The 23,867-nt window shown below is 47.3% G+C and carries 20 protein-coding genes; 7 read left to right on the top strand and 13 right to left on the bottom strand.

All coding sequences use genetic code 11. The annotated features are described in order from the left end of the window. Positions 1-6: 6 nt before the first annotated feature. Entirely contained in the window at positions 7-1,812 is a 1,806-nt protein-coding gene (locus N5E87_RS20940) for a DUF885 domain-containing protein (protein ID WP_086902514.1), read from the bottom strand. A 211-nt stretch (positions 1,813-2,023) separates the two neighbouring features. On the opposite strand from N5E87_RS20940, the gene add reads away from it, so the two are divergent. Next, positions 2,024-3,019: an adenosine deaminase gene (add, locus tag N5E87_RS20935; protein ID WP_011718822.1), complete on the top strand. Its 996-nt coding sequence runs from the start codon at positions 2,024-2,026 to the stop codon at positions 3,017-3,019. A 71-nt stretch (positions 3,020-3,090) separates the two neighbouring features. Here add and hemN read toward each other — a convergent pair whose 3' ends face one another. From hemN to N5E87_RS20910, 5 genes are all read right to left on the bottom strand, one after another. After that, on the bottom strand, positions 3,091-4,467 hold the full coding sequence (gene hemN / locus N5E87_RS20930) for an oxygen-independent coproporphyrinogen III oxidase (RefSeq protein ID WP_086902513.1): 1,377 nt from the start codon (positions 4,465-4,467) through the stop codon (positions 3,091-3,093). 258 nt (positions 4,468-4,725) lie between these two features. After that, positions 4,726-5,193 carry a DUF2489 domain-containing protein gene (locus N5E87_RS20925; protein ID WP_011624631.1) on the bottom strand — a complete coding sequence of 156 codons (468 nt, stop codon included), beginning with the start codon at positions 5,191-5,193 and terminating at the stop codon, positions 4,726-4,728. A gap of 68 nt (positions 5,194-5,261) precedes the next feature. Further along, complete coding sequence (gene yihI / locus N5E87_RS20920; protein WP_011718820.1) at positions 5,262-5,816, bottom strand: Der GTPase-activating protein YihI; 555 nt, start codon at positions 5,814-5,816, stop codon at positions 5,262-5,264. Positions 5,817-5,898: 82 nt separating this feature from the next. Beyond that, positions 5,899-6,537 carry a class I SAM-dependent methyltransferase gene (locus N5E87_RS20915; RefSeq protein WP_086902522.1) on the bottom strand — a complete coding sequence of 213 codons (639 nt, stop codon included), beginning with the start codon at positions 6,535-6,537 and terminating at the stop codon, positions 5,899-5,901. Between the two features lie 823 nt (positions 6,538-7,360). Further along, a complete protein-coding gene (locus tag N5E87_RS20910; RefSeq protein WP_011624628.1) occupies positions 7,361-7,984 on the bottom strand; it encodes a c-type cytochrome in 624 nt (207 codons plus the stop codon). A gap of 169 nt (positions 7,985-8,153) precedes the next feature. Here N5E87_RS20910 and yihA point away from each other — a divergent pair, with 169 nt between their 5' ends. Beyond that, positions 8,154-8,813, top strand: a complete 660-nt coding sequence (gene yihA / locus N5E87_RS20905; RefSeq protein ID WP_023266199.1) for a ribosome biogenesis GTP-binding protein YihA/YsxC — start codon at positions 8,154-8,156, stop codon at positions 8,811-8,813. Positions 8,814-9,791: 978 nt separating this feature from the next. Here the strand turns inward: yihA and polA are convergent. Beyond that, positions 9,792-12,560 carry a DNA polymerase I gene (polA, locus tag N5E87_RS20900; RefSeq protein WP_086902512.1) on the bottom strand — a complete coding sequence of 923 codons (2,769 nt, stop codon included), beginning with the start codon at positions 12,558-12,560 and terminating at the stop codon, positions 9,792-9,794. Positions 12,561-12,945: 385 nt separating this feature from the next. On the opposite strand from polA, the gene elbB reads away from it, so the two are divergent. Further along, positions 12,946-13,602, top strand: coding sequence for an isoprenoid biosynthesis glyoxalase ElbB (gene elbB / locus N5E87_RS20895; RefSeq protein WP_011718815.1), 657 nt, complete (start codon positions 12,946-12,948; stop codon positions 13,600-13,602). Positions 13,603-13,679: 77 nt separating this feature from the next. On the opposite strand, the gene glpG is transcribed toward elbB, so the two are convergent. The 5 genes from glpG to N5E87_RS20870 form a co-directional block, all read right to left on the bottom strand. Beyond that, entirely contained in the window at positions 13,680-14,522 is an 843-nt protein-coding gene (glpG, locus tag N5E87_RS20890; RefSeq protein WP_086902511.1) for a rhomboid family intramembrane serine protease GlpG, read from the bottom strand. Next, positions 14,519-14,824: a thiosulfate sulfurtransferase GlpE gene (glpE, locus tag N5E87_RS20885; RefSeq protein WP_011718813.1), complete on the bottom strand. Its 306-nt coding sequence runs from the start codon at positions 14,822-14,824 to the stop codon at positions 14,519-14,521. Before glpE ends, glpG begins: the two co-directional genes overlap by 4 nt. Positions 14,825-14,922: 98 nt before the next feature. After that, positions 14,923-15,948, bottom strand: coding sequence for an L-threonine 3-dehydrogenase (gene tdh / locus N5E87_RS20880; RefSeq protein ID WP_086902510.1), 1,026 nt, complete (start codon positions 15,946-15,948; stop codon positions 14,923-14,925). 11 nt (positions 15,949-15,959) lie between these two features. Further along, on the bottom strand, positions 15,960-17,153 hold the full coding sequence (locus N5E87_RS20875) for a glycine C-acetyltransferase (protein ID WP_086902509.1): 1,194 nt from the start codon (positions 17,151-17,153) through the stop codon (positions 15,960-15,962). A 270-nt stretch (positions 17,154-17,423) separates the two neighbouring features. Then, entirely contained in the window at positions 17,424-18,071 is a 648-nt protein-coding gene (locus N5E87_RS20870; protein ID WP_011624620.1) for a TetR/AcrR family transcriptional regulator, read from the bottom strand. Between the two features lie 245 nt (positions 18,072-18,316). Between N5E87_RS20870 and waaA the strand changes: the two genes are divergently transcribed. Next, entirely contained in the window at positions 18,317-19,591 is a 1,275-nt protein-coding gene (gene waaA, locus N5E87_RS20865) for a lipid IV(A) 3-deoxy-D-manno-octulosonic acid transferase (protein ID WP_086902521.1), read from the top strand. 14 nt (positions 19,592-19,605) lie between these two features. Here the strand turns inward: waaA and N5E87_RS20860 are convergent, their stop codons facing one another. Then, on the bottom strand, positions 19,606-20,358 hold the full coding sequence (locus N5E87_RS20860) for a 3-deoxy-D-manno-octulosonic acid kinase (RefSeq protein WP_086902508.1): 753 nt from the start codon (positions 20,356-20,358) through the stop codon (positions 19,606-19,608). A gap of 88 nt (positions 20,359-20,446) precedes the next feature. Between N5E87_RS20860 and N5E87_RS20855 the strand changes: the two genes are divergently transcribed. Genes N5E87_RS20855 through N5E87_RS20845 form a run of 3 tightly spaced genes read left to right on the top strand, consistent with a single transcriptional unit; the run spans position 20,447 to position 23,727 of the window. Further along, positions 20,447-21,490: a glycosyltransferase family 9 protein gene (locus N5E87_RS20855; RefSeq protein WP_037428319.1), complete on the top strand. Its 1,044-nt coding sequence runs from the start codon at positions 20,447-20,449 to the stop codon at positions 21,488-21,490. Between the two features lie 52 nt (positions 21,491-21,542). Further along, the gene (locus N5E87_RS20850) at positions 21,543-22,628 is read left to right on the top strand and encodes a glycosyltransferase (protein ID WP_011627686.1); all 1,086 of its coding nucleotides are present in this window, start codon (positions 21,543-21,545) and stop codon (positions 22,626-22,628) included. A 19-nt stretch (positions 22,629-22,647) separates the two neighbouring features. After that, positions 22,648-23,727, top strand: coding sequence for a CDP-glycerol glycerophosphotransferase family protein (locus tag N5E87_RS20845; RefSeq protein WP_109277653.1), 1,080 nt, complete (start codon positions 22,648-22,650; stop codon positions 23,725-23,727). The last annotated feature ends 140 nt before the right edge of the window (positions 23,728-23,867 follow it).

Below are 23,867 nucleotides of genomic sequence, written 5' to 3'. Positions count from 1 at the left end.
ATGAGCTTAAATCGCGGCTTTTTGCGCTTCGATAAAGTCGTTTATTTGCTGCTCCAGCACCGACATAGGCACAGAACCATTTTCTAATACGGCGTCGTGGAAGGCGCGAATATCAAATTTATCGCCTAAGGCTTGCTCGGCTTTCGCGCGTAGGCGTTTAATGGTTAGCTCACCAATCTTGTAGGAGAGCGCTTGCCCTGGCCAGGTAATGTAACGGTCAATCTCAGTCGTTACATTGTGGAGCGATAACGCCGTGTTGCTCGCCATAAACTCGATGGCTTGTTCTCGGCTCCAACCTTGGGCGTGCATCCCCGTATCGACAACGAGACGAGCGGCGCGCCACATCTCATAGGTTAGACGACCAAAGTTACTGTAAGGGTCTTGATAGAATCCCGCTTCTAAGCCTAAGTACTCGCTATACAATCCCCAACCTTCACCAAAGGCCGAAATATAGCTGTAGCGACGAAAATCGGGCAATGAACTCAGTTCGGAGTTGAGTGAAATCTGCAGATGATGCCCGGGCACGGCTTCGTGCAGCGTTAGTGCTTCGAGTTCATAGAGAGGGCGCTTATCTAAGGCGTAGGTATTAACCCAGTAGTAACCCGGCTCGTCATCACGATTAGATCCTGAATAACGGCCTGAGGTGTATTTAGGGGCGATTTCGGCCGGCACTGGCGCGATACCATAGGGTTTTCGCGGCAATTTACCAAAATATTTGGGCAAAATGGCATCGGCTTTTTTGGCAATAAATGCTGCTTCTTTCAGGAGCTGATCCGCACTGGTGGTGTAAAACTGGGGATCGGTTCTTAAGAAATGTAAAAAGTCGGCAAAGCTGCCTTTAAAGCCAACAGACTTAATCACTTGCTCCATTTCCTGGCGGATACGCTTCACTTCTTTTAAACCAAGCTCGTGCACTTCGGCCGAGGTCATATTTAAGGTCGTGTAGTAACGAACGCGGTTCTCATAGAAGGCATCACCATCGGGTAAGCTGTTGGCGGCAATATTTTCCCGAGTGTTGGGCATATACTCCTGAGTCATAAAATCATAAAAAGCCTGATAGGTCGGGAGCACATTCTGCTCGACCGATGCTCGGCCTTCTTGGGTCAGTTGCGCTTTTTGCGCCTCAGTAAAGTGGCTTGGGTATTGAGTAAAAGGCTTGAAATAACTGCTTTTCTCTACCGGTAAGATGTAAGCACTAATGCTGTTTTCAAATCCCTTGAGCGTGGCTTTAGGCGGTGTAATACCTTCCTTTAGTCCTTGTTTTAACCAATGGGTTTGCTGGGCAAAATAGGTCGGTAGCGCCTTGAGCTTACCTAGGTAGTTTTGGTAATCCTCTAGGGTGTTGAATCGCCCTTGCGCAATGGAAGATATATAGGCGTGGAAGCCACTCTCTGCGGTGATCGGCAGGTAGTAATCCTTGTATTTATACAGGTCGACCTCGTTTTGGATCTGATCTTCGAGGATTTGGGCGTTGATTTTATCCTCTTTACTCAGCTTGCTGCGATCCAGTGCTTTCAATTGGGCGAGAATGGCCATTTGTCCCTGATTGAGCTTAGCTAAGGCTTCGGGAGACAGATCTTGCAGTTTACCCGCAGCACTCTTATCCCCCATTCCATAGGCCATTTCTGGGCTGGCACTGAGTTGGAGTTGCCAACTTTGATCCACAATCGCTTGCAGTGCTGGGGCCATAGTCTTGGCTGTGGACTGCGCAACGGCTACCGTTGTTTGTTTGGTGGATTCGACTGGGGGCTGAACCGCGCTACAGGCACTAAGTGCGCAAATCAGTAAGCTTGGGGTAAAGAGTTTATGCATGATTTATCTCGGATATTTTCGTTGTTATTGAACTCATTATGCCTGAGGTTTACCCCAGATTGTTGTACGCATATTAAGCAGAATTGTGACTGAATGTGAATTTAAATCCCGCCCTTAGCTAAGTGCCACCAAAGAATGCGTGTTAAACTTAGGGTCCGCCCTAGACCAAATAACAAAAGCATTGGCTGGGTAGTTCACATAGGGGTTAATTATGATCAATACATCCATTCCATTGGTGGATTTGCATCGTCACTTAGATGGTAACGTGCGAGTGAACACCATTTGGGAACTCGGACACCAACACGGCATTGCTTTACCTGCCGATTCTTTAGAGACTCTCGCGCCATTTGTACAAATTCAGGGGAAAGAAACCAGCTTAGTCGCCTTCTTGAAGAAGCTTGATTGGATGGTGGCAGTGCTAGCTGATTTAGATGCGGTAAAACGTGTCGCCTATGAAAACGTGGCCGATGCGGCGTTATCTGGCCTTGATTATGCGGAGCTGCGTTTTAGTCCATATTACATGGCGATGAACCATAAACTACCGATTGAAGGTGTGGTTGAAGCGGTTATCGACGGGGTGAAAGCGGGCCTGAAAGATTACCAAGTTAAAATCAATCTTATCGGGATTATGTCGCGCTCATTCGGCCAAGCTGCTTGTACTCAGGAGCTCGAAGGCCTGCTCGCCCATAAACAACATTTAGTCGCGATGGATTTAGCTGGCGATGAGCTAGGCTTCCCTGGCGAATTGTTTAACGAGCATTTTAAGCGAGTGCGAGACGCGGGCTTAGCCATTACCGCCCATGCGGGGGAAGCGGCCGGTTCACAAAGTATGTGGCAAGCGATTCAGGAGTTGGGTGCAACACGTATCGGCCATGGTGTGAATGCGATTCACGATCCTAAGCTGATGGAATATCTCGCTAAACACCGTATCGGTATCGAATCTTGCCCAACCAGCAACCTGCACACGTCGACCGTGTCTTCCTATGCTGAACATCCCTTCAGAACCTTTATGGATGCTGGTGTGTTGATAAGCCTTAACACCGATGATCCAGGCGTGAGTGCGATTGATATCAAGCATGAATACCGCATTGCCAAGTCTGAACTGGGCCTAAGCGATGCTGAGCTGGCTCAAGTGCAACGCAACGGGGTGGAAATGGCGTTTTTATCCGAGAGCGAGCGCAAGGCGCTATATGCGGCTAAAGCTTAAGTAAGCGGCTCTATTTCCCAATAAAAAAATCCGACATTAGAGTCGGATTTTTTATTGGAGATGCGTCTGTGTTAGATCACACGGGAGAACTGTTGTTGACGCGCTTTTTGACGGTAGTAAAGGTCGAAGCACATACAGATATTGCGGATCAACAGACGGCCAGTGGGGCTGATAGTGATCTTTCTGTCGGTTACCTCGACTAACTTATCGTCGATAAAGGTTTGCAGCAGTTTTAAGTCTTCGGCGAAGTATTCCTCAAACTTAATACCTAGTTTTTCGTCCATTTTTGCCATATCTAAATCGAAGTGGCAGATCAGTTGTTTGATCACGACACGGCGAATTTCGTCGTCACGATTCAGGCTACAGCCTTTCCACAGTGCATGTCCGTCTTTGTCGATGGCTTCGTAGTAAGGACGAATGTCCTTCTGGTTTTGCGCATAACAATCGCCGATTTGGCTGATAGAAGACACGCCAAGACCGAGCAGGTCGCATTCTTCTTGGGTGGTGTAACCCTGGAAGTTGCGGTGCAGTTTGCCTTCGCGTTGTAACTTAGCCAACTCATCATCGGGCTTAGCGAAGTGGTCCATGCCGATGTACTGATAACCCGCGCCAGTTAAAGTCTCGATTGTTTGATGCAACATCTCGAGTTTTTGTTTTGGCGAAGGTAAATGTTCATCTTTAATTTTACGCTGCGCGGCAAAACGCGCGGGTAAGTGGGCATAGTTGAACACAGATAGACGATCGGGCGACAGGTCTAACACGCGCTGCATGGTGGCGGCGAATGTTTCGGGTGTCTGATGTGGCAGACCGTAAATTAAGTCGATATTGGTTGAGACAAATCCCATGGCCTTGGCTTTGGCCATTAAATCGAAAATAAATTGCTCGTCCTGCTCACGGTTAACCGCGACTTGTACTTCTTTATTGAAGTCCTGCACCCCGATAGAAATGCGGTTAAAGCCCGCTTCTTTCAAGGTATCGAGCATTGAAAGCTCAATCTCACGCGGGTCAACTTCGATAGAGAACTCACCTTCATCGGCAAAGTTAAAATTAGCCTTGATTAAGTCGGTTAACTTCAGAATTTGCTCAGGATTTAAGAAGGTTGGAGTGCCGCCGCCCCAGTGCATTTGGGTGACTGTGTAGTGCTTAAACAGCGGAGCGCGCTTAATAATTTCGTGGCTTAAATACTCGATATATTGATCGGCCTTGTGGGCGTGGCGAGTGATAACTTTATTACAGCCACAGTAGTAGCAAAGTTTGGCGCAGAAGGGGATGTGAATATACAGCGACAGTTTGTCACTCTTACTGTTTTCAATCGCCGTTAACAGGTTTTGTTCAGTGAATGAATCATCGAACTCCAGCGCCGTTGGGTAAGAAGTGTAACGGGGACCGCTGTAGTTATATTTTTCGATCATCGACTGATCCCAGCTTATCTGAGTGGGCTGCTTCAAGGCGTGTCCTCCGAGGGTAAATTAGCAACAAGCGAAGTATGCAAGGTTCTTAGCCAAATAACCTTGATCTAGGTTGTAAAAATGATGTCTGTCCTTTTAGAAGTTACGCAATATCTATGAAAAAGGAGCCAATGTCTGTTGTTTTTTGGAGGTTTTGTGCACAGGCTCACGTGAAGCCGTACTCTGTGTGGGAAAAGAAATGCGGGAGCGATTGGGCCTCAAAGCCAAGGTTTTGGCCTTGAGGTTAATGTCGTCAGCTTAATGTGGGGCTTTTAATTGATAATTTGAGAGCTTTTTGGCATCGGCGGTAATACCCTCAGCCAGTTCTGCTTCAGATTTCATGCGGACAAAATCGAGCTTCATGCGTTCTTGCTTTGGCAGGGCTTGGCGAGCTTCCATAATCGGGTGATCTTTAATGAGCTCAAAGTGTTGGAAGAATGCTGGGAACTCAGGCGCCACGCGCTCGCTCAAGGATAAAATTTCAAATAAACGGCCAATCCTCACCACACCTTCAGAGATTTCGCAGCGGTCATCGATCATGGCAGTGGCGATATAACGAATATCTTCCAGTACTTGGGCGCGCTTCGCGTTAGCCGCCGCTTCACGTTCTGCTGTGAGCGCCTGTTGGCGTTGTTTCTGTTGCTTGAGCTTGAGGAGTAAGAAAGTGGCGTAACTACTGAGGGCAACAATGATGATAAAACCAAGCAGGATAAGAGTGGTAGACACGTAAACTCCTTGTTTAGACTGCATAAAAACAAAGGCTGAGCGCTTTGTTTTTATGCATATTCTAAGATTTAAAACTTATCTTGATAATCTTTTAGCAGGTCGGCACCCGATTCAAAGCGATCGAACAGGTCATCATCTGAATCGACTTTAGATTTTTTCGCTGGCGCTTCATCTTCTAACTCATCGCTGATACCCAGTTTAATCATCAGGGCTTCAATCTTGTTCAGCTGCTGATCTAACCATTGTTGGTCGTCATTGCTTAAGTTACGGCCTTCTTCCAGCATATCGAGTAACTGGTTCAGTCTTGGATCTTCTTCCAGCTTCAACAGTTTTTGCTCGTCAGTTAACTTGGGTTGCTTAACCTTTGGTGTGGCTGGTTTTTCTGTTGCAGTTGGTAAAGCCAATGCCACAGGCTTTTTGCTGCCATGGCGAGGATCTTTCTTCTGTGCAGCCTTTTTCTGTGGTGCTTGAGCCTGGATCAGCGCCTCATTATGACGACTGCCAGACTTATTGCCCTTTTCGGCGCGCTTGCCAGTGACTTCTGCACGGTCCTGCTTTTTCACTCTTGGCTGTAATTTAGGGCTATTCTCGCCGCCCTTGCGTGTTTTCTTGCTACGAGACATGATTTTCTCAATTGTTTACAACGTGTGGCCTAGCCGATACGGGATCGACTCGGTACTAAATTCGGTCGGCTGTTATACCAGATTATGATGTTTTTTGCATCAAAACGAGGTCTTTCGCGGCAAATAATAGTTCAAAATCGCTATTACTCGCTAGGTATTCAAAGGTTTGTCTTTGGTAAAAACTCACGTGAGTGAGATTGTTTTTATAATGCCATTTAGCAAAGCCTTCTAAATCAATTAATAAGGGTGTGCTAATCGCTAACCAGCCCCCCGATTTGAGTAAACGGGTCAGTAAACTCCATTCTCTACTGGGGTGCTGAAAATGCTCAAAGACTCGGTAGCAACAAATAAAATCATATTCTTGCTTAAGTGTTTCGTGGTCGGGCGCGAAGAAAGGATCATACTGCTTGAAAGTGTGTCCCGCCGATTCAATGGTCGCCAGACTGGTTTGATCTAACACGCGTCCAAAATTTAAGCCTTTGAGGCTCCCTTTTTGCTGCAATTGTATTTGTGTCAGTAGCGGTAAAATAAATTGTGAGAGTTGGCGTTGTTTGGCGGCAATCCGCGAACGGCCATAACGCTGTTTTTCTGCCGTGGGAGGAAGATGGCTATTTGCGTCTGCAAAGGTGAGTCCGCATGTCTGGCAAACATAAAAACACCGTTTCTTGTCCTGAAGGAGCAACAGTGTTTGCGTGCTATGACAAAGGGGACATCTGCGCATTGAGTCAACTAGAAAAGTATTAAGGTCTTGATTGTAACAATTATATTGCGGAAGTGCACTTTCGGTGCTGGATGTATGCTGGTGGAGAATCACAAAGAAAAAAGGCGGCAGTTTAACTGCCGCCTTACAAACGGTGCATTTTGCACCCTATTCTGATTCCAAGTATCCTTACTTGCTATGCGACTTTCCCGGTCGGTATCCTTCTTTTTTTTACTGCTTTCCCTGCATCATTTTAGTTATCGGTCTTCCAGACACTTAATTAGTTTCTGTTGCCATCCAGACCACAGTTTCCGTAGATGGTCTCAAGACACATCTTTATTACAGCGTCATCAATGACGTTAAGTTAACCATCCATGTTGCTTGAAGTACCTTCCAGTGATAACAAGCTTCCAGCCAGTGCATCCAAAGCTATTAGCTTCCTTTGCTACAGTTTGAATCATTCAAACTGTGTCCTGATGGGGCAAGTTACCCTGAGTGTAAGGCGATTTGCTTATCGCAAATTGGCGTTATCGGCCATCCCTTACAAAAATGTACTGACCGGGATTTCAAGGCGAAATCACTGCTCTTATTATTATTAGAGAGTGGTCTTAGTTATATTATTGTTATTGAGAGTCTTTATTCTTATATCTTGAATGTTAATTATACCGAAATCTGCAAGTTATTATTAATTTATTTGTACAAACAGATGGGTTTATCTCGGTACGGGGCTTATTAAACCCAAATCTGTGATCTATGTCAAGCATGAATCTTTACCAGTTTACGTTAACGTAAACTTTGTGGCGATAAAAAAGGGTGACAGTGCACCCTTTTTTATCGCTAAAACCTATTTCAGGCTAGCAATGTACTTAGATAATGCTTCGATATCACTGTCGCTTAACTTTTTCGCGACATCTTGCATCATGCCGTTGAGGTCGTTGTGGCGACCAGCATCACGGAACTTAGTCAGTTGGATTTTGATGTAGTTAGCGTGTTGACCGGCTAATGCTGGGAAACCAGCTGATTCAGCACCTTTAGCATCTGGACCATGACATGCCATACAAGCTGTGATGCCGCGAGATACATCGCCACCTTTGTAAAGTTTTGCACCTAGCTCAGGAACATCTTTCGCTTCAGCAACTTGGATTGCTTGGCTAGAGAAATAAGCGCTGATATCAAGAATATCTTGATCGCTTAGAGGCATTGCCATACCACTCATGATAGGATCCATACGACCATCTTTACCGCCAGATTGCGCCGCACTACGGAAATCATGTAGTTGCTTTTGGAGGTATGTGGCGTGTTGGCCCGCAAGCTTAGGGTACATATCGATCATACTGTTACCGTCCATGCCGTGACAGGCAGAACAAACGATAACTTTAGTTTTTCCCGCTTCAGCATTACCTTCAGCAATCGCAGGTGAAGATATGGCGGCAACTACAACAGACAGCGCAAGAGCTAACTTTTTCATGGCGTTCCAACTTCTGGTTAAGATTATTATCCTGAGCTTACTAGGGTGACCCGCAAGCGTGGTAAAATATGTTTAATGTGATCGGGGTAATATTTTACACGAAAACGTGGAAAAGTAAGCAATTCTTCATAAATTATGGTATTGCGCAGTAAATATATTGGAGTAAATAGTGACTGAATCTCATATAGATTTTCGCAGGGCGAAGTTTTTAATCAGTGCACCAGACATTGCACATTTGGATCAATATCTGCCCGGCGACGTTGGTGTTGAGATTGCTTTTGCTGGTCGTTCCAATGCCGGAAAATCGAGTGCACTCAATGCATTAACTGAGCAGAAAAACTTAGCGCGTACCAGTAAAACCCCGGGGCGCACTCAGCTAATTAACGTATTTGAACTCGATACGCAGCGTCGATTAGTCGATTTACCGGGTTACGGCTTTGCCCAAGTGCCTCTAGCCATGAAATTAAAGTGGCAACAATCCCTCGGCGAATATTTGCAGAAGCGTGCGTGCTTAAGTGGCGTTGTGGTATTGATGGATATTCGTCATCCGTTGAAAGATTTGGATATGCAGATGATCGAATGGGCGGTTGCGAGTGAAATTCCAGTACTCGCATTACTGACTAAGTCCGATAAATTGGCGCAAAGCGCGAAGATGAAAACCGTGAACGAAGTGCGTAAAGCGCTGGTTGAGTTTGGTGATTGGGTACAGGTTGAGCCTTTTTCTGCGCTCAAAGGCACGGGCAAACCTAAAGTGCTTAGTATCTTAAATGAATGGTGTCATCCGCAATGGTTGGCCGATGAGTTAGAAAACCAAGACGACGCCGAGTAAGTCTTTTGCTTTTATGGTCGGATGCCATGAGTGCATTCGGCCATTTCTTTCTGCAATATCCTCTTATAAAACATCGATTTCACCCCGCAAATTTTGGGCAAAAAAATAGCCGATAACATTAGTCACCGGCCAAAATTTTAGCTCTTTTGGGGAGAAGCTAAATTCAACAAGACTCAAGCACCATCAAATTACCTTCAATGGTTCTCAATGAAGACAGCATACATCGAATTTACCTTTTATTAAAGTAAATACTCTAAAATTTACTCGCCTTTGTTGAAATCATCCCTAGACCGAAAAAAGAGCAAAAAAAAGCCCCAGCAAACAAGTTGCTGGGGCGCCAGAATTTGGCTCGTCACTATAAGTGAAATAAAGGTCTGAAAGATAGAACATCTTAACCTCTGTACCCTACGCAGAGAATAATACGCTATTTATCTCTAAATGGAAAACAGTTTTTTTGAAAAAGTGATAATTGTGTGCGGTAGATCTCAAGTTTTAGGTGAAAAAAGCAGCGGTGTTTGATCTGATATTTTCACAAAAGACATTTAAACCACTGATTTCGCTAAATTTACCGTATTTTTAGTACAGAACTGATCAATTCGTCAGATTTAATGTTTTTACTCTATTTTGGTGATTGTTCTGGGTTGTATCCATCAGCGAACGATTGTTTAGGCTTGTATGGAGTGTCACGCAGATAGCTGGTTGTGTTTATAGCGGTGTTGAAGCTGCGAGAATTGAGGGGAGATAACATTTAGTGACTGAGAGTATTGTATGGAGAGTCGAATGCTGCTTCCCGCTCTTGAGAGGGGAGCCCATCAGGGGATTCGCCAGAGTAAACAATTTCTCCTCATCTTGTTCTCTGCGATGTCGAGTTTAGCGGCACCTAAAAGTTGCACCAAATACAAAGGCCCATCCTGTAACGGATGAGCCTTAGTACGAGTCAGCAACGAGTGTTAGAAGTTAAAGTCTAGCGTTTGAATGCTAGTGGGCTTGGTCCCAGTTATCGCCAATACCAGCTTCTGCCAGAAGTTCCACATCCAGATTGGCTGCTTTTGCCATAAGTTCACACACCTTGAGCTTGAGTGTTTCGGCTTTATCTGCATCGACTTCGAATACTAATTCGTCGTGGACTTGCATGATCATGGCGATTTCACCTTGGGTATCGGTTTTTATCCAATCGGCAATGCTGATCATGGCTTTTTTAATGATATCCGCGGCGGTGCCTTGCATTGGGGCGTTAATCGCGGCTCTTTCTGCTGCTTGGCGGCGCATAGCATTGCGGTCGCGAATTTCGGGTAAATACAAACGGCGCCCAAATAGCGTAGAGACATAGCCAAGTTCTGCTGCACTGGCTCGTGTTTCTTCCATATACCTTAATACGCCTGGATAGCGAGCGAAGTAAGTGTCGATGTAAGTTTGTGCCTCGTTGCGGGGAATGTCGAGCTGACGCGCCAATCCAAAGGCGGACATGCCATAGATAAGGCCAAAGTTAACGGCTTTGGCGCGGCGACGCTGCTCCGAGGTGACGCTGTCAAAGTCGGTGCCAAATACTTCGGCGGCGGTGGCTCTGTGAATGTCTTTGCCTTCAGCGAAGGCTTTGAGTAAGCCCGCATCTTGGGATAAATGCGCCATGATCCGTAATTCAATCTGCGAATAGTCGGCGGCCAAAATCTTACGTCCTTGAGGCGCAATAAAGGCTTGGCGAATACGACGACCTTCCTCGGTGCGGATAGGAATATTCTGTAGGTTTGGTTCGCTCGAGGATAAACGCCCCGTTGCGGCGTTGGCCTGATGGTAGCTTGTGTGTACCCGACCCGTTTTCGCGTTCACCATTAGAGGGAGCTTGTCGGTGTAAGTACTCTTTAGCTTGGTTAGGCTTCTATGTTCAAGGATCACTTTAGGTAGAGGGAAATCCAGCGCCAACTCAACCAGTACTTCTTCCGCGGTAGAGGGGGCGCCCTTAGGGGTTTTTTTGATGACAGGATAACCCAGCTTTTCAAAAAACAGCACTTGTAGTTGCTTTGGTGAGCTTAAATTGAATTTTTCACCTGCAATATCATAAGCTTTTGTTTCTAACTCATCGATTTTACGGGCAAGTTCATCACTCTGTTGGCCGAGCAACATACTATCGATAAACACACCTTGGCGTTCAATATCGGACAGTATTTGGATCAGCGGCAGTTCAATATCGGTAAAGACTGAGGCTAATTCGGTCTCTTTTTCGAGTCTTGGCCACAAATGTTGATGTAGGCGTAGGGTAATATCGGCATCTTCCGCCGCATAGGGCGCAGCTGTTTCCAACGGAATTTGGTTGAAGGTCAGCTGTTTAGCACCTTTACCTGCGATATCTTCAAAGGCGATATTTTTATGGCCTAGGTATTTAAGCGCCAACCCATCCATATCATGGCGTGAGGCGACCGAGTTAAACACATAGGATTCGAGCATAGTGTCGAATATCACGCCTTGGAGTTGTATGCCTGCATTGGCCAATACGCTGATGTCATATTTCAGGTTTTGACCGACTTTTTTGAGCTTGGCGTCTTCGAGTATCGGGCGCAGTTTTTCGAGTGCAGTTTGCTTGTCTAATTGTTGAGGCGCGCCAACATAATCGTGGGCTAAGGGCAGATAGGCGGCTTTACCCGCTTCAAGTGCAAAGGACAGGCCAACCAATTCCGCAACCATATAGTCGAGGCTGGTGGTCTCGGTATCCACGGCCATTAATGGCGCTTGCTTGAGTTTGGCAATCCACTCATCGAGCTGAGCTTCGGTCAGAATCGTATCGTATTGAGTTTCAATCGTGACGCTGGGCGTTGATTCTTCTTGGGTTTCGGTCGTTTCGACTTTTGCAGCGACCGTTGTTGGCGCTTTATTATCTAAGACTTCGGCAAGCCAGCGTTTAAATTCCATTTCGCCATAGCATTTGATCAGCTCATCCCTGTCAGCGGGTTTGGCTTCGAGTTCATGCCAATCTTGTTCGAGCTCGACATCGGTTTTAATGGTAGCAAGCTCATAGGACAGTTTTAGCATGTCGGCATTGTCGATTATTTTCGCCGCCATGGTTTTTGCGCCCCTAAAGCCTAATTCGGTGACTTTTTCGGGCTCTGCAAGCAAATTGGCGACACTACCCGCCCCTGTGAGCATAGCTAATGCGGTTTTTTCGCCTACGCCGGGTAAACCGGGAATGTTATCTGCCTTGTCGCCCATCAACGCCAAGAAATCGATAATTCTGTCTGGGCCAACACCATATTTAGCCGCAACCTCTTCAGGACCCATGATGGTATCTGTCATGGTGTTGATCAGCGTGATATTTTCATCAACCAGCTGCGCCATGTCTTTATCACCAGTGCTGATGAGTACAGCGCGGTTTTCGCGGCTCGCTTGGCGAGCGATTGTGCCGATAACATCGTCCGCCTCAACACCAGGAATAGAGATTAAGGGCAGGCCTAAGGCACGGATAATACGGTGTAGTGGTTCAATTTGTGAGCGCAGGTCATCCGGCATAGGCGGGCGATGTGCCTTGTATTCTTCATATAAGTCATTGCGGAAGGTTTTGCCTTTAGCATCGAACACCACAGCGATATGGCTAGGTTGATAACGGCTTAATAAGCTGCGGAGCATATTCACTACGCCATAAACAGCACCAGTAGCTTCGCCCTTTGAGTTTGTCAGGTGAGGAGGCGCATAATAGGCGCGATATAAATAAGAAGATCCATCCACAAGGACAAGTGGGTTATTGGCTATGGTAGGCATAAGTAATTTTCGTTTATCGATGACTTAGATGGCGGTAAGCATGCCACAGATACGGTATTTCAGCCACGGCAAATTGACTCTCAGCCTGTGGATAACTCTGTGAGTGAAAAAGTCAACTGTGAATAATGGCGATGTTTACGGCTTGGTGCGATATTTTTAAGTTGTTGATTTTTATGTTTTTAAAATATTTGTGTGAGTTCAATACTGTTTCTTGAAAAATCTTCCTGATTTGTGGATTTTTTCTTGACTCCGTAAAATACCTAAAGGCTGCGTTAATTTTCACCGACCCTTAGATTCGACGAACTAAGTTAGCATGATTTTTAAGCAGATCAACCATTTTGTTTACAGTTTGTTAAAACCAAATGACATAAGAAGGATATTTATAATGAAAAAAATCGCAGTATTGCTCAGTGGGTGCGGTGTTTTCGATGGAACAGAGATCCATGAATCGGTTTTAACGTTATTATCTCTGTCGAAAGCGGGGGCTCAATATCAATGTTTTGCTCCCGATATCAATCAGATGCATGTTGTTAATCACTTCACGGGCGAAGTAGACAAGACGGCGACACGAAATGTGCTGGTTGAATCGGCACGTATCGCCCGTGGCGAAGTAAAAGCAACCACCGAACTTGATATTACCGATTTCGATGCACTGGTTATCCCTGGCGGATTTGGGGCGGCGAAAAATCTGTGTAACTTCGCCACCAATGGTAGTGAGTGTGAAGTGAATCCACTCGTTACTGATTTTATTAATGAATTTATTCTAGCGAAAAAGCCTGTCGGCTTTATTTGTATCGCGCCTATGATGATCCCGCGTTTATATGGACACGGCGCTAAGGGCACTATTGGTAATGATGTGGATACGGTAGCAGCCTTTAATCTGATGGGCGGCCATCATCAGGCGGCGACTGTGCATGATATTGTGGTGGATGAGGCGAATAAGATTGTCAGCACGCCCGCTTATATGCTTGCGGGGAACATTGCCGAGGCGCACTCTGGCATCGAGAAGTTGGTCGCCAAAGTATTAGAGTTGGCCAAGTAACGGCACCTAAATGCAGCAGGGTAAACTCTAAGGCTTACCCTGCATTTGTATCTGAATATGGAAGAAATCGCGGTGAGTTAGCGAGTGGCTTTACTGCGACTATCAAGCCAGCCTTGGGCGAGACCTATCAATAGCCCACCAATATGGGCGCCATTCGCAACTGAAACACCTAAGAAATCCGTAAAGCCTAACACCAGCCAAATCAGCATAAATCCCATGTAGGATGGCGGTAAGCCTATACCCGCCTCTGGTTTACGTCGCCCCATGACCCAAGTGTAACCGGCGACCGCATACACTACGCCTGACAGCCCGCCAAAGTTGGGACCGCTAACATAGTATTGGACGATATTGGGCAAAGTACCCGCGACCAGTAGCAGGATTAACAGCGGGGCTGTGCCTATGCGAGTCTCGATTTTTCCACCCAAATACCACCACCAGAGCAAATTGAAGATGATATGCATGGCGGAAAAGTGCATCAGGCTTGGGGTAAACACGCGCCAGAATTCACTAAAACTGGTGTCAGACACTGCGCCAAAATAGGAGAGTGCTTGGTAAACGGGGCTGGCGAAGCCTAAATTCATCGCAGCATAAATCAGTACACAGAGGCCGAAGATGATAAGAGTAACTGGGCCTGCGCCTGTGATAAATTGGGTAAATAGCTGTAAAGAAGGGGCGCCATAGTCGAGCTTAGTATTGGTATCACCATGCTCCCACGAGGCTTGTAAGTATTTGTTATCGTAAGGATGAGCGATAAAGTGGGCAAATTCTTTACGGGCTTGCTCGGCATCCTGATCGCGGATAACCAGAATAGCGACTCCCTGCGGCAATGGCTGAATTTGGCAGTCTATCTGTTCACCTTTGAGGTAATCGACAAAGGCCTGCGCGGCTCTGCTGTTGGGGAGTCTGCCAATCTCTATCATGCATTGGCCTCATGCCAAGCGCTAAAGCCACCATCTAGGCTATAAACGTCATCAAACCCTTGCTCACACAGATATTGCGCGGCATTTTGGCTGCTGATGCCATGGTAGCAAACCACCACTAAAGGACTGTCCATATCCGCTTGGCCAATAAAGTGCGCCAGATTCTCGTTATTCAAATTAAATGCGCCATCAATGTGGCCGTTGTTAAAGCTGTGACCATCGCGAATATCGACGATTTGCACTGGCTTTGACTCGGTCATTTGCACTAATTGATTCACGCTAAGGTGTTTAAAGGAAGACATAATAAAACCTGAAATAACTTAAAAGGGATAAGCGATGGGATAAGTGTGCAACATGGGGCTGCATGTGTACAGCCCCGTGATTGGCATAGCTAAGAGAATTAATCCCAGCTGAGGATGACTTTACCAGATTGGCCCGAGCCCATAGCGTCGAAGCCTTTTTGGAAATCATCAATCTTGTAGTGATGGGTGATGATAGGCGAAATATCTAAGCCAGATTGGATCAAGCTTGCCATCTTGTACCAGGTTTCGAACATTTCACGGCCGTAAATGCCTTTGATGACCAGACCCTTGAAGATCACTTTGCTCCAATCAATCGCCATTTCACCACCCGGAATACCGAGCATCGCGATTTTGCCGCCGTGGTTCATGGTATCTAACATGGCGTGGAAGGCAGAAGGTACGCCAGACATTTCTAGACCCACGTCGAACCCTTCAGTCATACCGAGTTCTTTCATCACGTCTTTCAGGCTTTCCTGAGCCACGTTAACTGCGCGGGTAGCACCCATTTTACGGGCCAACTCTAAGCGGTATTCGTTAACGTCGGTAATGACCACATGACGAGCGCCAACGTGGCGACATACGGCCGCAGCCATAATTCCGATAGGACCAGCGCCAGTGATTAACACGTCTTCGCCCACTAAGTCGAATGACAGCGCAGTGTGCACTGCGTTACCGAATGGGTCGAAAATAGAGGCTAAATCGTCGCTGATATCATCGGGGATTTTGAAGGCGTTAAAGGCCGGGATAACCAAATATTCGGCAAATGAACCTTCGCGGTTTACACCCACACCTGAGGTGTTACGGCATAAATGGGTGCGACCAGCGCGGCAGTTACGGCAGTGGCCGCAGGTGATATGGCCTTCGCCAGAAACGCGGTCACCAATGTTAAAGCCACGAACTTCTTGTCCGATATCAACCACTTCACCCACATATTCGTGACCTACCACCATAGGTACAGGAATGGTTTTTTGTGACCATTCGTCCCAGTTGTAGATGTGCATGTCGGTGCCGCAAATGGCGGTCTTTTTAATCTTGATCAGCAGATCGTTATGGCCCATTTCAGGTTTAGGCGCATCGACTAACCAAATACCTTTTTCGGCTTTTAACTTGCTTAGTGCTTTCATTTTGTAGGGTCCTAAATAATCGCCATTTCTTTAGCAATACGGGTAAAGGCTTCAATTGCTTTGTCGAGTTGCTCACGGGTGTGGGCCGCTGACATTTGCGTACGGATACGGGCTTGTCCCTTTGGTACCACAGGGAAGGAGAAGCCGATAACGTAAATATGTTCTGCTAATAAGCGGTTAGCGAAATCGCTCGCCAATTTGGCATCGCCAATCATCACAGGGATAATCGCGTGGTCGGCACCGCCTAAGATAAAGCCTGCCGCTGACATTTTCTCGCGGAAATAACGGCTGTTTTCCCATACCGCTTCACGCAGTGCTTGGCCCGATTTGAGCATCTCTAATACATGGATAGAGGCCGTTACAATCGAAGGCGCCAATGAGTTAGAGAATAGGTAAGGGCGAGAGCGTTGGCGTAACCAGTCGATGACTTCTTTTTTACCTGAAGTGAAACCGCCCGATGCGCCGCCTAAGGCCTTGCCTAGGGTGCCAGTGATAATATCGACACGGCCCATCACGCCACAGTGTTCGTGCGAACCACGGCCGTTTTGACCAACAAAGCCCACGGCATGTGAGTCATCAACCATGACTAATGCGCCGTATTTATCGGCTAAATCACACACGCCTTGCAGATTGGCGATGACGCCGTCCATTGAGAATACGCCGTCGGTGGCGATCAGAATATTGCGCGCGCCAGCGGCTTTTGCGGCGATCAATTGCGTCTCTAAATCCGCCATATCGTTGTTGGCGTAACGGAAACGTTTGGCCTTACATAAGCGCACGCCATCGATAATAGAGGCATGGTTTAGGGCGTCGGAGATAATGGCATCTTCGGCATCTAACAGGGTTTCAAACAGACCTGCGTTGGCGTCGAAGCAAGAAGAATACAGAATCGTGTCTTCCATGCCGAGGAACTCGCTCAGGCTGGCTTCGAGTTGTTTGTGGATGTCTTGGGTTCCACAAATAAAACGGACCGACGCCATGCCAAAGCCGTGGCTGTCTAAGCCTTGCTGTGCGGCTTTAATCAGTTCTGGGTGGTTGGCTAAGCCTAAGTAGTTGTTGGCGCAAAAGTTAACAACTTCTTGGTGATTAACTTGAATGGCAGTCTGTTGCGGTGAGGCAATAACACGCTCGCTTTTATATAAACCTTCGGCTTTAACATCGGCAAGCTGTTGATTAATCTGTGCGTAGAATGAGGTAGAGGCCACCTGATATCTCCTTAGTTAACTTTATTCTGATTCTGGGAGTTGCGGCATTTTAACGCTAAACCCTATCGGCCTACAGCCTTTTTTTCATGCAGGTTAGCTAGATAAATTAGTTTAGGGCTAAAGGGGTTGTTACATTATAAAAACTAATGTGCAACATGGTCGGCTACGCTGCACTTTGAGGGTTGCATCACCGCAGAGGGTATAAATTGAGCCCGCATTTAGCACCTTTAACCTGTTGAGTTTAGTGCTAAATGCGACGGCTTGGGGCGATTAGAGCGAATCTTGGGTCGCTAGCTCGTGGTAGTGCTGCTCTAAACGGCTGAAGGTCGCTTGAGATGTTGGGGTGGCGTAGGCCTTAAAAATCATCAATACCCGCAATACACCTTCGTACAGAATGCCTTTAGTGATGGTTGAGGTGCTGGATTGGGTGAGTTGATAACCAATCCAAAAACTCACAATCATCTTAATGGTGTCGGCAAGTTGGGTGATTTTGTCATTGTCGATATTTAAAAAACCGTCCTGCTTGAGTTTATCCAGCACGTGGCTCGAACGCGTTAATACTTGCTGCTGCGCCTGCAGATAACGGCTTTTTAATTCTTCATCGCGGGCGAGAATATCGGCCAGATTGGCGTACATAAAACGGAATTGCCACAGGGTATAAAACATCGCGTCGAAATAGCCGATCAATTGCTCCACATTGACTTGCTCGCCTTCATAGGGTTGGAATCCCGATTCGAGGTGCGCCTCGTAGAGACTGAAGATCGAGCGAATAATGTCTTCCTTATTACGGAAGTGATAATAAAGATTCCCGGGACTCATATTCAGGTGAGCGGCAATATGATTGGTGGTGATATTTCGTTCGCCGTGCTCATTGAATAGCTCAAGGCTGGCATAGATGATTTTGTCGCGGGTTTTCATATATTTTCCAAGTGGCTAGTGAACGCTACAAATTGATTAAAGAAGGCTAACCAACGACCGCTACACTGCTGGTAAATTATCCCTAATTTAAAATCGTATGGATTCATCTCAATGAACAAAAATTCAATACGATTGATATCCCCAAACAATCTCAAGAGGCTGAAACTCGTATCTTGAGGTCGCTTGGGGATATTATGCTAACATTGCCACTATTCATCAGGCAAAAACTCATAAGCACGATTTTTATGAATCGATTTTTTTACAGTGTGCTGCTTTATCTATTATCCCCTCTGCTCATTGTTTATTTGGCGTTCCGTGCCATTAAAAGCCCTGATTACCGTGGCCGCTGGGGCGAACGTTTCGGATTAACACGACTGGCACCAACGGATTTACTGATCCACTCGGTTTCTATGGGCGAGACGCTGGCGGCGATTCCATTAATCCGCCAGATCCAACAGGCGCATCCACAGCTTAAGATTACGGTCACAACCTCAAGCCCGACGGGTTCTGCTGAGGTGCGTAAAGCCTTTGGTGATCAAGTGCAGCATTGCTACTTACCCTTCGATTTGCCTTGGTGTGTGAACCGCTTTCTGCGCCAGTTATCCCCTAAATGGTGCATCATTATGGAGACTGAGCTGTGGCCGAATCTCGTGGCGCTGGCGGCTAAGCGCGGCGTGCGCTTGATGCTCGCTAATGCTAGGTTGTCGGCTAAATCGGCGGCGCAATATGCCAAGCGTCCACAGTTGAGTCGCCCCATGTTGCAACGTTTAGATGTGGTTGCGGTGCAGACGCAAGCCGAGGCACAGCGGTTTATCGACCTTGGGGTGCCTGCTGATAGAGTCACAGTCTGCGGCAGTTTGAAGTTTGATTTAACTATCACCCCTGAACGATTAACCCTAGCGCGAGAGCTAAGGCAGACTTGGGGGAAAGAGACTGCGCCCGTATGGGTGGCTGGGAGTGTTCACCCCGGTGAGTTTGATGCAGTGCTGAGCGCCCATAAGCAGCTGCTCGCTAAATGGTCAGAGGCGTTATTGGTGATTGCACCGCGTCATCCTGAGCAGTTTGCGGCGGTGGCCGATGTCGTTGCCAGCCAAGGTTTTGAATTTGTGCGCCGCAGTGAGGCTCAAGCGATTACTGCCACGACGCAGGTGCTGGTGGGCGATACCATGGGTGAATTGTTAACCTTCTATGGCGCAGCCGATCAAGCCTTTGTGGGCGGGACGTTAATTGAAAATGGTGGCCATAATCCCTTAGAGCCCGTGGCCATGGGCGTACCTGTGATGGTGGGGCCGAATCATTGGGACTTTGCCCAAATTACCCAAATGTTGGCTGACGCGGGCGGCCTGCGAATTGTGAGTTCAGGCCAAGAGTTGGGTGAGAATTTAATTCAGTATTTTGAGCTGCCTGCATTACGCCAACAAGCCGCTGAGGCAGGCCTTGCCGTAGTAGAGGCTAATCGTGGCGCCTTGCAGCGCCAGTTTGCTCTCGCCGAGTCGTTACTCTCGCGCCAAACAGCCTAACGCTATTCAGGTCACTAGGCTTGGGGAATAACTGAGTGATAGCCCGCGAGCAGAGCCGTCCAGTCGGCGGGCGTAAAGGCGAGCGTAGGCTGTTTTCCTTGTTCTTTATTGAAGGAGCGTAGCAACCTATCAAGGTTCGCCTTCTGCCATTGCGCATGGGGCGTTTTGATTTCACCCCTGTCAAAATCAATCAGATAGAAACGTTCTTGTACGCCATCCGTTTGCTGTGGTTGCCACAAAATATTCTTTGCGTTTAAGTCGGCATGGTAAACGCCGCGGCGATGAAATTGGGCAATGGTGGCGCCTAATGCTTGCCACTGCTCTGGAGTCATAGCGCCTTTGGTTAACTTAGCGACCAAGTCTTCGGCGCCATTGACCCGCTCGATAATAATGTCGGCACGGTAGAACAAGCCATCGCGCACAATATTGGCGGCAATAGGTTTAGGCACCGCAAATTGCTCGCGGTAGAGCAAGTCAAGTAGCCTTAATTCGCCCATGGCGCGGGTATTTTCAAGCCCGGTATAGAAGTAGGCATCCTTACTGAATTTCTCCATCAGGCCACCACGCCAGTAATGTCGCAACACCCAATGACGCTCGCTAAAGGCCACAAACCAAGTGGTGTAACGTCCCTTGGATGATCCCACTACCGCGGCTTTTTCACGCCAGAAATCCACCGAAAACCAAGCCGGAGTAATGTCTTCAGGCGTATCTTGGCAAAGTGCCATATAGCCATCTGCGGTATTTATGATTTTGATTTGTGCGTTCATGGGAGATTTGTTGACTTAAGCGTGGCACCTGCGGCCATTCTACATTAAGATCCTTAGCTTGCGCCAAATAACCTTAAGAGCTATTCGCTTGAGTTTAAATCCCAACACCATGAATTCTCTCTGCCTGCTTAGGCTATCGGCTATCGGTGACGTCTGTCATGCCGTGGCTATGGTGCAGGCGATTCAACGCCAATATCCCCAGCTCAAAATCACTTGGGTGATAGGCAAGCTCGAATACCAACTATTAAAGCACTTGCCCGGTATTGAGTTTGTGATTTTCGATAAATCCCAGGGCTGGCGCAGTTACCTTAATCTGCATAAGGCGCTGAAAGGCCGTCGCTTCGATGTCTTGCTACATATGCAAGTGGCGCTACGTGCTACCTTGGCCTCCCTCGCGATTTCGGCAAAGGTTCGGGTCGGATTCGACCGTGCCCGCGCCAAAGAAGGTCAATGGCTGGTCACCAATCATAGAGTCGAACCTTTAGCAGAGCCCCATGTGCTGGACGGCTTTATGGGATTCGCCAAGGCGATTGGCGTGAGCGACATCACCCCGAGTTGGAATATTCCAGTCCCTCAAGCGGATACTGAATTTGCCCAGCGCCAGATTGCCGATGGCGAGAAGGTATTAGTCATTTGCGCGGCTGCCAGTAAAGCCGAGCGAAATTGGCTGCCCGAGCGCTATGCCGCCGTGGCGCAACATGCGGTGAATAAGGGTTATCGAGTCATTCTCTGCGGTGGCCCAACAGCACTTGAAAAGACATTGGCCGACGATATTGCCAATGCATGTTCTGCGAAACTCGATAACTTAGTCGGCAAAACCAGTTTGACTCAATTGCTGGCTCTGCTGAAACGCGCCAGCCTAGTGCTAGCGCCCGATACAGGCCCTGCACACATGGCGGTCACGCAAGGGACGCCTGTCATAGGTTTATATGCCCATTCCAACCCAGGTCGCACCGGGCCTTATTTATCGCAGCAGTATGTGGTAAGCGCCTACCAAGAGGCCATCGCCTCACAGCAAAGCGGTGAGGTGAAATGGGGCACCCGTGCTAAGGGTGAGCACCTTATGGCGCTAATTAGTGTCGAAGCCGTGATAGAGAAATTTGATCAGGTTATTCAGCAGACACACAGTTAACCACTGTTAGCCTGTCACCCTGAGTTTTAGATTATCGTTTAGGAGAAAAATCATGCGGATAGCCATAGCCATCGACAGTTTAGCGGGTGGTGGAGCCGAGAAGGTCATGATTACCTTGGCAAAGCAGTTTATTAGCCTAGGGCATGAGCCGCATTTTTTGGTCATGGAAGATAATCGTTATTACGAAACTCCTGAAAATTTACCTGTACATCAATGTTTTGCCGACAAAGATAAAGATTATGACCACTTCGGGCGCCTAGGGGCATCGGTCGATAAGTTACGGGCAAAGATTGCCGAGATTGAGTACCGAGTCGGTAAGTTCGATCTGTTTTTATCTAATCTTGATAAAACCAATTTGATGATGACCAAAACTGGGGTGACACCACTCTATGTGATTGTGCATTCATCGGTTGAAGAAGAGTTGAGTCGTCAGTTTAAGTTAGGCCCCTTCGCCTACTATAAGAAACTGCGGGCGAAAAAAGCGCTCAATGGCCAGCATTTGATCACAGTGTCCAACGGCATCGCCAAAGAGATTCAAGCTAAGGGACGCTTGCAGCCAGCATCCATGCGAACTATCTACAATCCATTTGAATTTAATGAGATTGTTGCTCAGTCACAGCAAGATAATCCGCAAATCCCTCAAGGTGACTATCTGATCCACGTGGGACGTTTTGCTAAGCAGAAGCGCCACGATGTGTTGTTTGAGGCCCTTAAACAGACCCAAAATCAGTTACCCGTAGTGCTGTTATGCCATAACCATAAGAAGGCGATTAAAGCGGCGAAGAAATACGGCATCGAGAAGCGCTTAATCATTCCTGGATTCCAGAGTAATCCTTTTCCTTGGATCAAACGTGCGAAAGCTCTGGTGCTGAGTTCCGATTTCGAAGGATTGCCGACGGTATTAATCGAATCCTTAGCCTGCGGCACGCCAGTGGTCAGTACCGATTGCCCACATGGGCCTAATGAGATTTTGACCGGCAATTTGGCTCCCTATCTTGTGCCCCGTCGTAATCCTGCTGCCTTGGCCAAGATGATTGACGCCGTGGTCGCCCAGCCGCCATCCCTCGACAATGTGGAGATTTTAGCTAAGGTGGATGCGACTGCGATTGCCGAACAATATCTCGCGCTAGCGAAATAATTTACCCAAGGAGAAAGCGGTGGAAGCGCGTAAATCAAATAAAAGACGTTATTTGTTCTACATAGCACAGAACTATTCCTATGCGATGCTAAGGCCGCTGCAGCAAGTGATTCTGGCGCGTGGCGATGAGGCGTGTTGGTTCCTCGAAGGCCGTGAAGTCGACCCCAAATTCCTTAAAGCGGATGAAAAACGCTTACCCGATATCGATGCCGTTAAGGCATGGAAACCCGATGCCGTGTTCGTGCCGGGTAACGTAGTGCCAAGCTTTATCCCTGGAGTAAAAGTGGGGGTGTTCCACGGTTTTAATGCGGGCAAAATGAATCATAAGGGGCGAGAAGATCACTTCGAAATCCGCGATTGCTTTGACTTGTATTGCACCCAAGGGCCCGCGACGACGTTGCCTTTCCTTGAGCTAGAGAAAAAAATCGGCACCTTTACCGTGGCTGAAACTGGCTGGCCAGCGCTCGATCCTTTATTTATTGAAAATAAAGACAATCCTTACATTAAGCCCGATGATCCTCGGCCTGTAGTGCTGTTTTGCTCTACATTCTCCCCCAGTCTGACCTGTGCGCCTGAGGTATTCGAGCAGATTAAAGCCCTGTCGCAAAAGAGCCAGTGGCGCTGGTTGGTACAATTCCATCCTAAGATGAAGCCAAGTATTGTTGAGCAATACAAGACTCTCGAAAATGAGAATCTGCAGTTTGTGGAAACCGACAACGTGATCCCGCTTCTGCAGGCGGGAGATGTGATGCTCTGCGATACATCCTCGATTTTATTGATGTTTTTAATGCAGCGTAAGCCTGTAGTGACCTTTAAAAATCAGTCACCGAAGGCGCATTTAATCGATATTAACCGAGTCGAAGAGATTGAACCTGCACTCACTAGAGCACTTAGCCGCCCCGATGATTTGATGGCGCATATCCATGATTATTGCAATCAAATCCACCCCACGGGAGATGGTCAGTCTAGCCAGCGTGTACTCGCGGCGACCGATGCCTTGATCGATAAGGGAACCGCTTGGCTTAAACCTAAGCCATTGAACCTACTGCGACACTTTAAAATGCGCCGCAAGTTAGGCTATTGGAAATTGTTTAGCTAATTGTTTCATGAATGTCTGATTTGTGTTTTTTATTTGGTTTTGTGATGGCGTATATAATATAGAACTGTATTATCATAAAGTTTATTTTTATGTTATTTTACTGTGCTTGAATAATTGAAAAGACGTCTTTAGGATTGAAG

It is taken from the genome of Shewanella sp. GD03713 (assembly GCF_029843705.1).
Lineage (GTDB): Bacteria > Pseudomonadota > Gammaproteobacteria > Enterobacterales > Shewanellaceae > Shewanella.
This window is presented reverse-complemented; position numbering and strand designations above follow the sequence as displayed.

Excerpts from the sequence above, each read along its gene's own strand:
- N5E87_RS20940 (WP_086902514.1), bottom strand. The coding sequence starts at position 1,812 with ATGCATAAACTCTTTACCCCAAGCTTACTGATTTGCGCACTTAGTGCC.
- polA (WP_086902512.1), bottom strand. The coding sequence starts at position 12,560 with ATGCCTACCATAGCCAATAACCCACTTGTCCTTGTGGATGGATCTTCT.
- N5E87_RS20860 (WP_086902508.1), bottom strand. The coding sequence starts at position 20,358 with ATGAACGCACAAATCAAAATCATAAATACCGCAGATGGCTATATGGCA.
- add (WP_011718822.1), top strand. The coding sequence starts at position 2,024 with ATGATCAATACATCCATTCCATTGGTGGATTTGCATCGTCACTTAGAT.
- yihI (WP_011718820.1), bottom strand. The coding sequence starts at position 5,816 with ATGTCTCGTAGCAAGAAAACACGCAAGGGCGGCGAGAATAGCCCTAAA.
- tdh (WP_086902510.1), bottom strand. The coding sequence starts at position 15,948 with ATGAAAGCACTAAGCAAGTTAAAAGCCGAAAAAGGTATTTGGTTAGTC.
- N5E87_RS20915 (WP_086902522.1), bottom strand. The coding sequence starts at position 6,537 with ATGCGCAGATGTCCCCTTTGTCATAGCACGCAAACACTGTTGCTCCTT.
- N5E87_RS20850 (WP_011627686.1), top strand. The coding sequence starts at position 21,543 with ATGCGGATAGCCATAGCCATCGACAGTTTAGCGGGTGGTGGAGCCGAG.
- glpG (WP_086902511.1), bottom strand. The coding sequence starts at position 14,522 with ATGATAGAGATTGGCAGACTCCCCAACAGCAGAGCCGCGCAGGCCTTT.
- waaA (WP_086902521.1), top strand. The coding sequence starts at position 18,317 with ATGAATCGATTTTTTTACAGTGTGCTGCTTTATCTATTATCCCCTCTG.
- N5E87_RS20870 (WP_011624620.1), bottom strand. The coding sequence starts at position 18,071 with ATGAAAACCCGCGACAAAATCATCTATGCCAGCCTTGAGCTATTCAAT.
- glpE (WP_011718813.1), bottom strand. The coding sequence starts at position 14,824 with ATGTCTTCCTTTAAACACCTTAGCGTGAATCAATTAGTGCAAATGACC.
- elbB (WP_011718815.1), top strand. The coding sequence starts at position 12,946 with ATGAAAAAAATCGCAGTATTGCTCAGTGGGTGCGGTGTTTTCGATGGA.
- N5E87_RS20910 (WP_011624628.1), bottom strand. The coding sequence starts at position 7,984 with ATGAAAAAGTTAGCTCTTGCGCTGTCTGTTGTAGTTGCCGCCATATCT.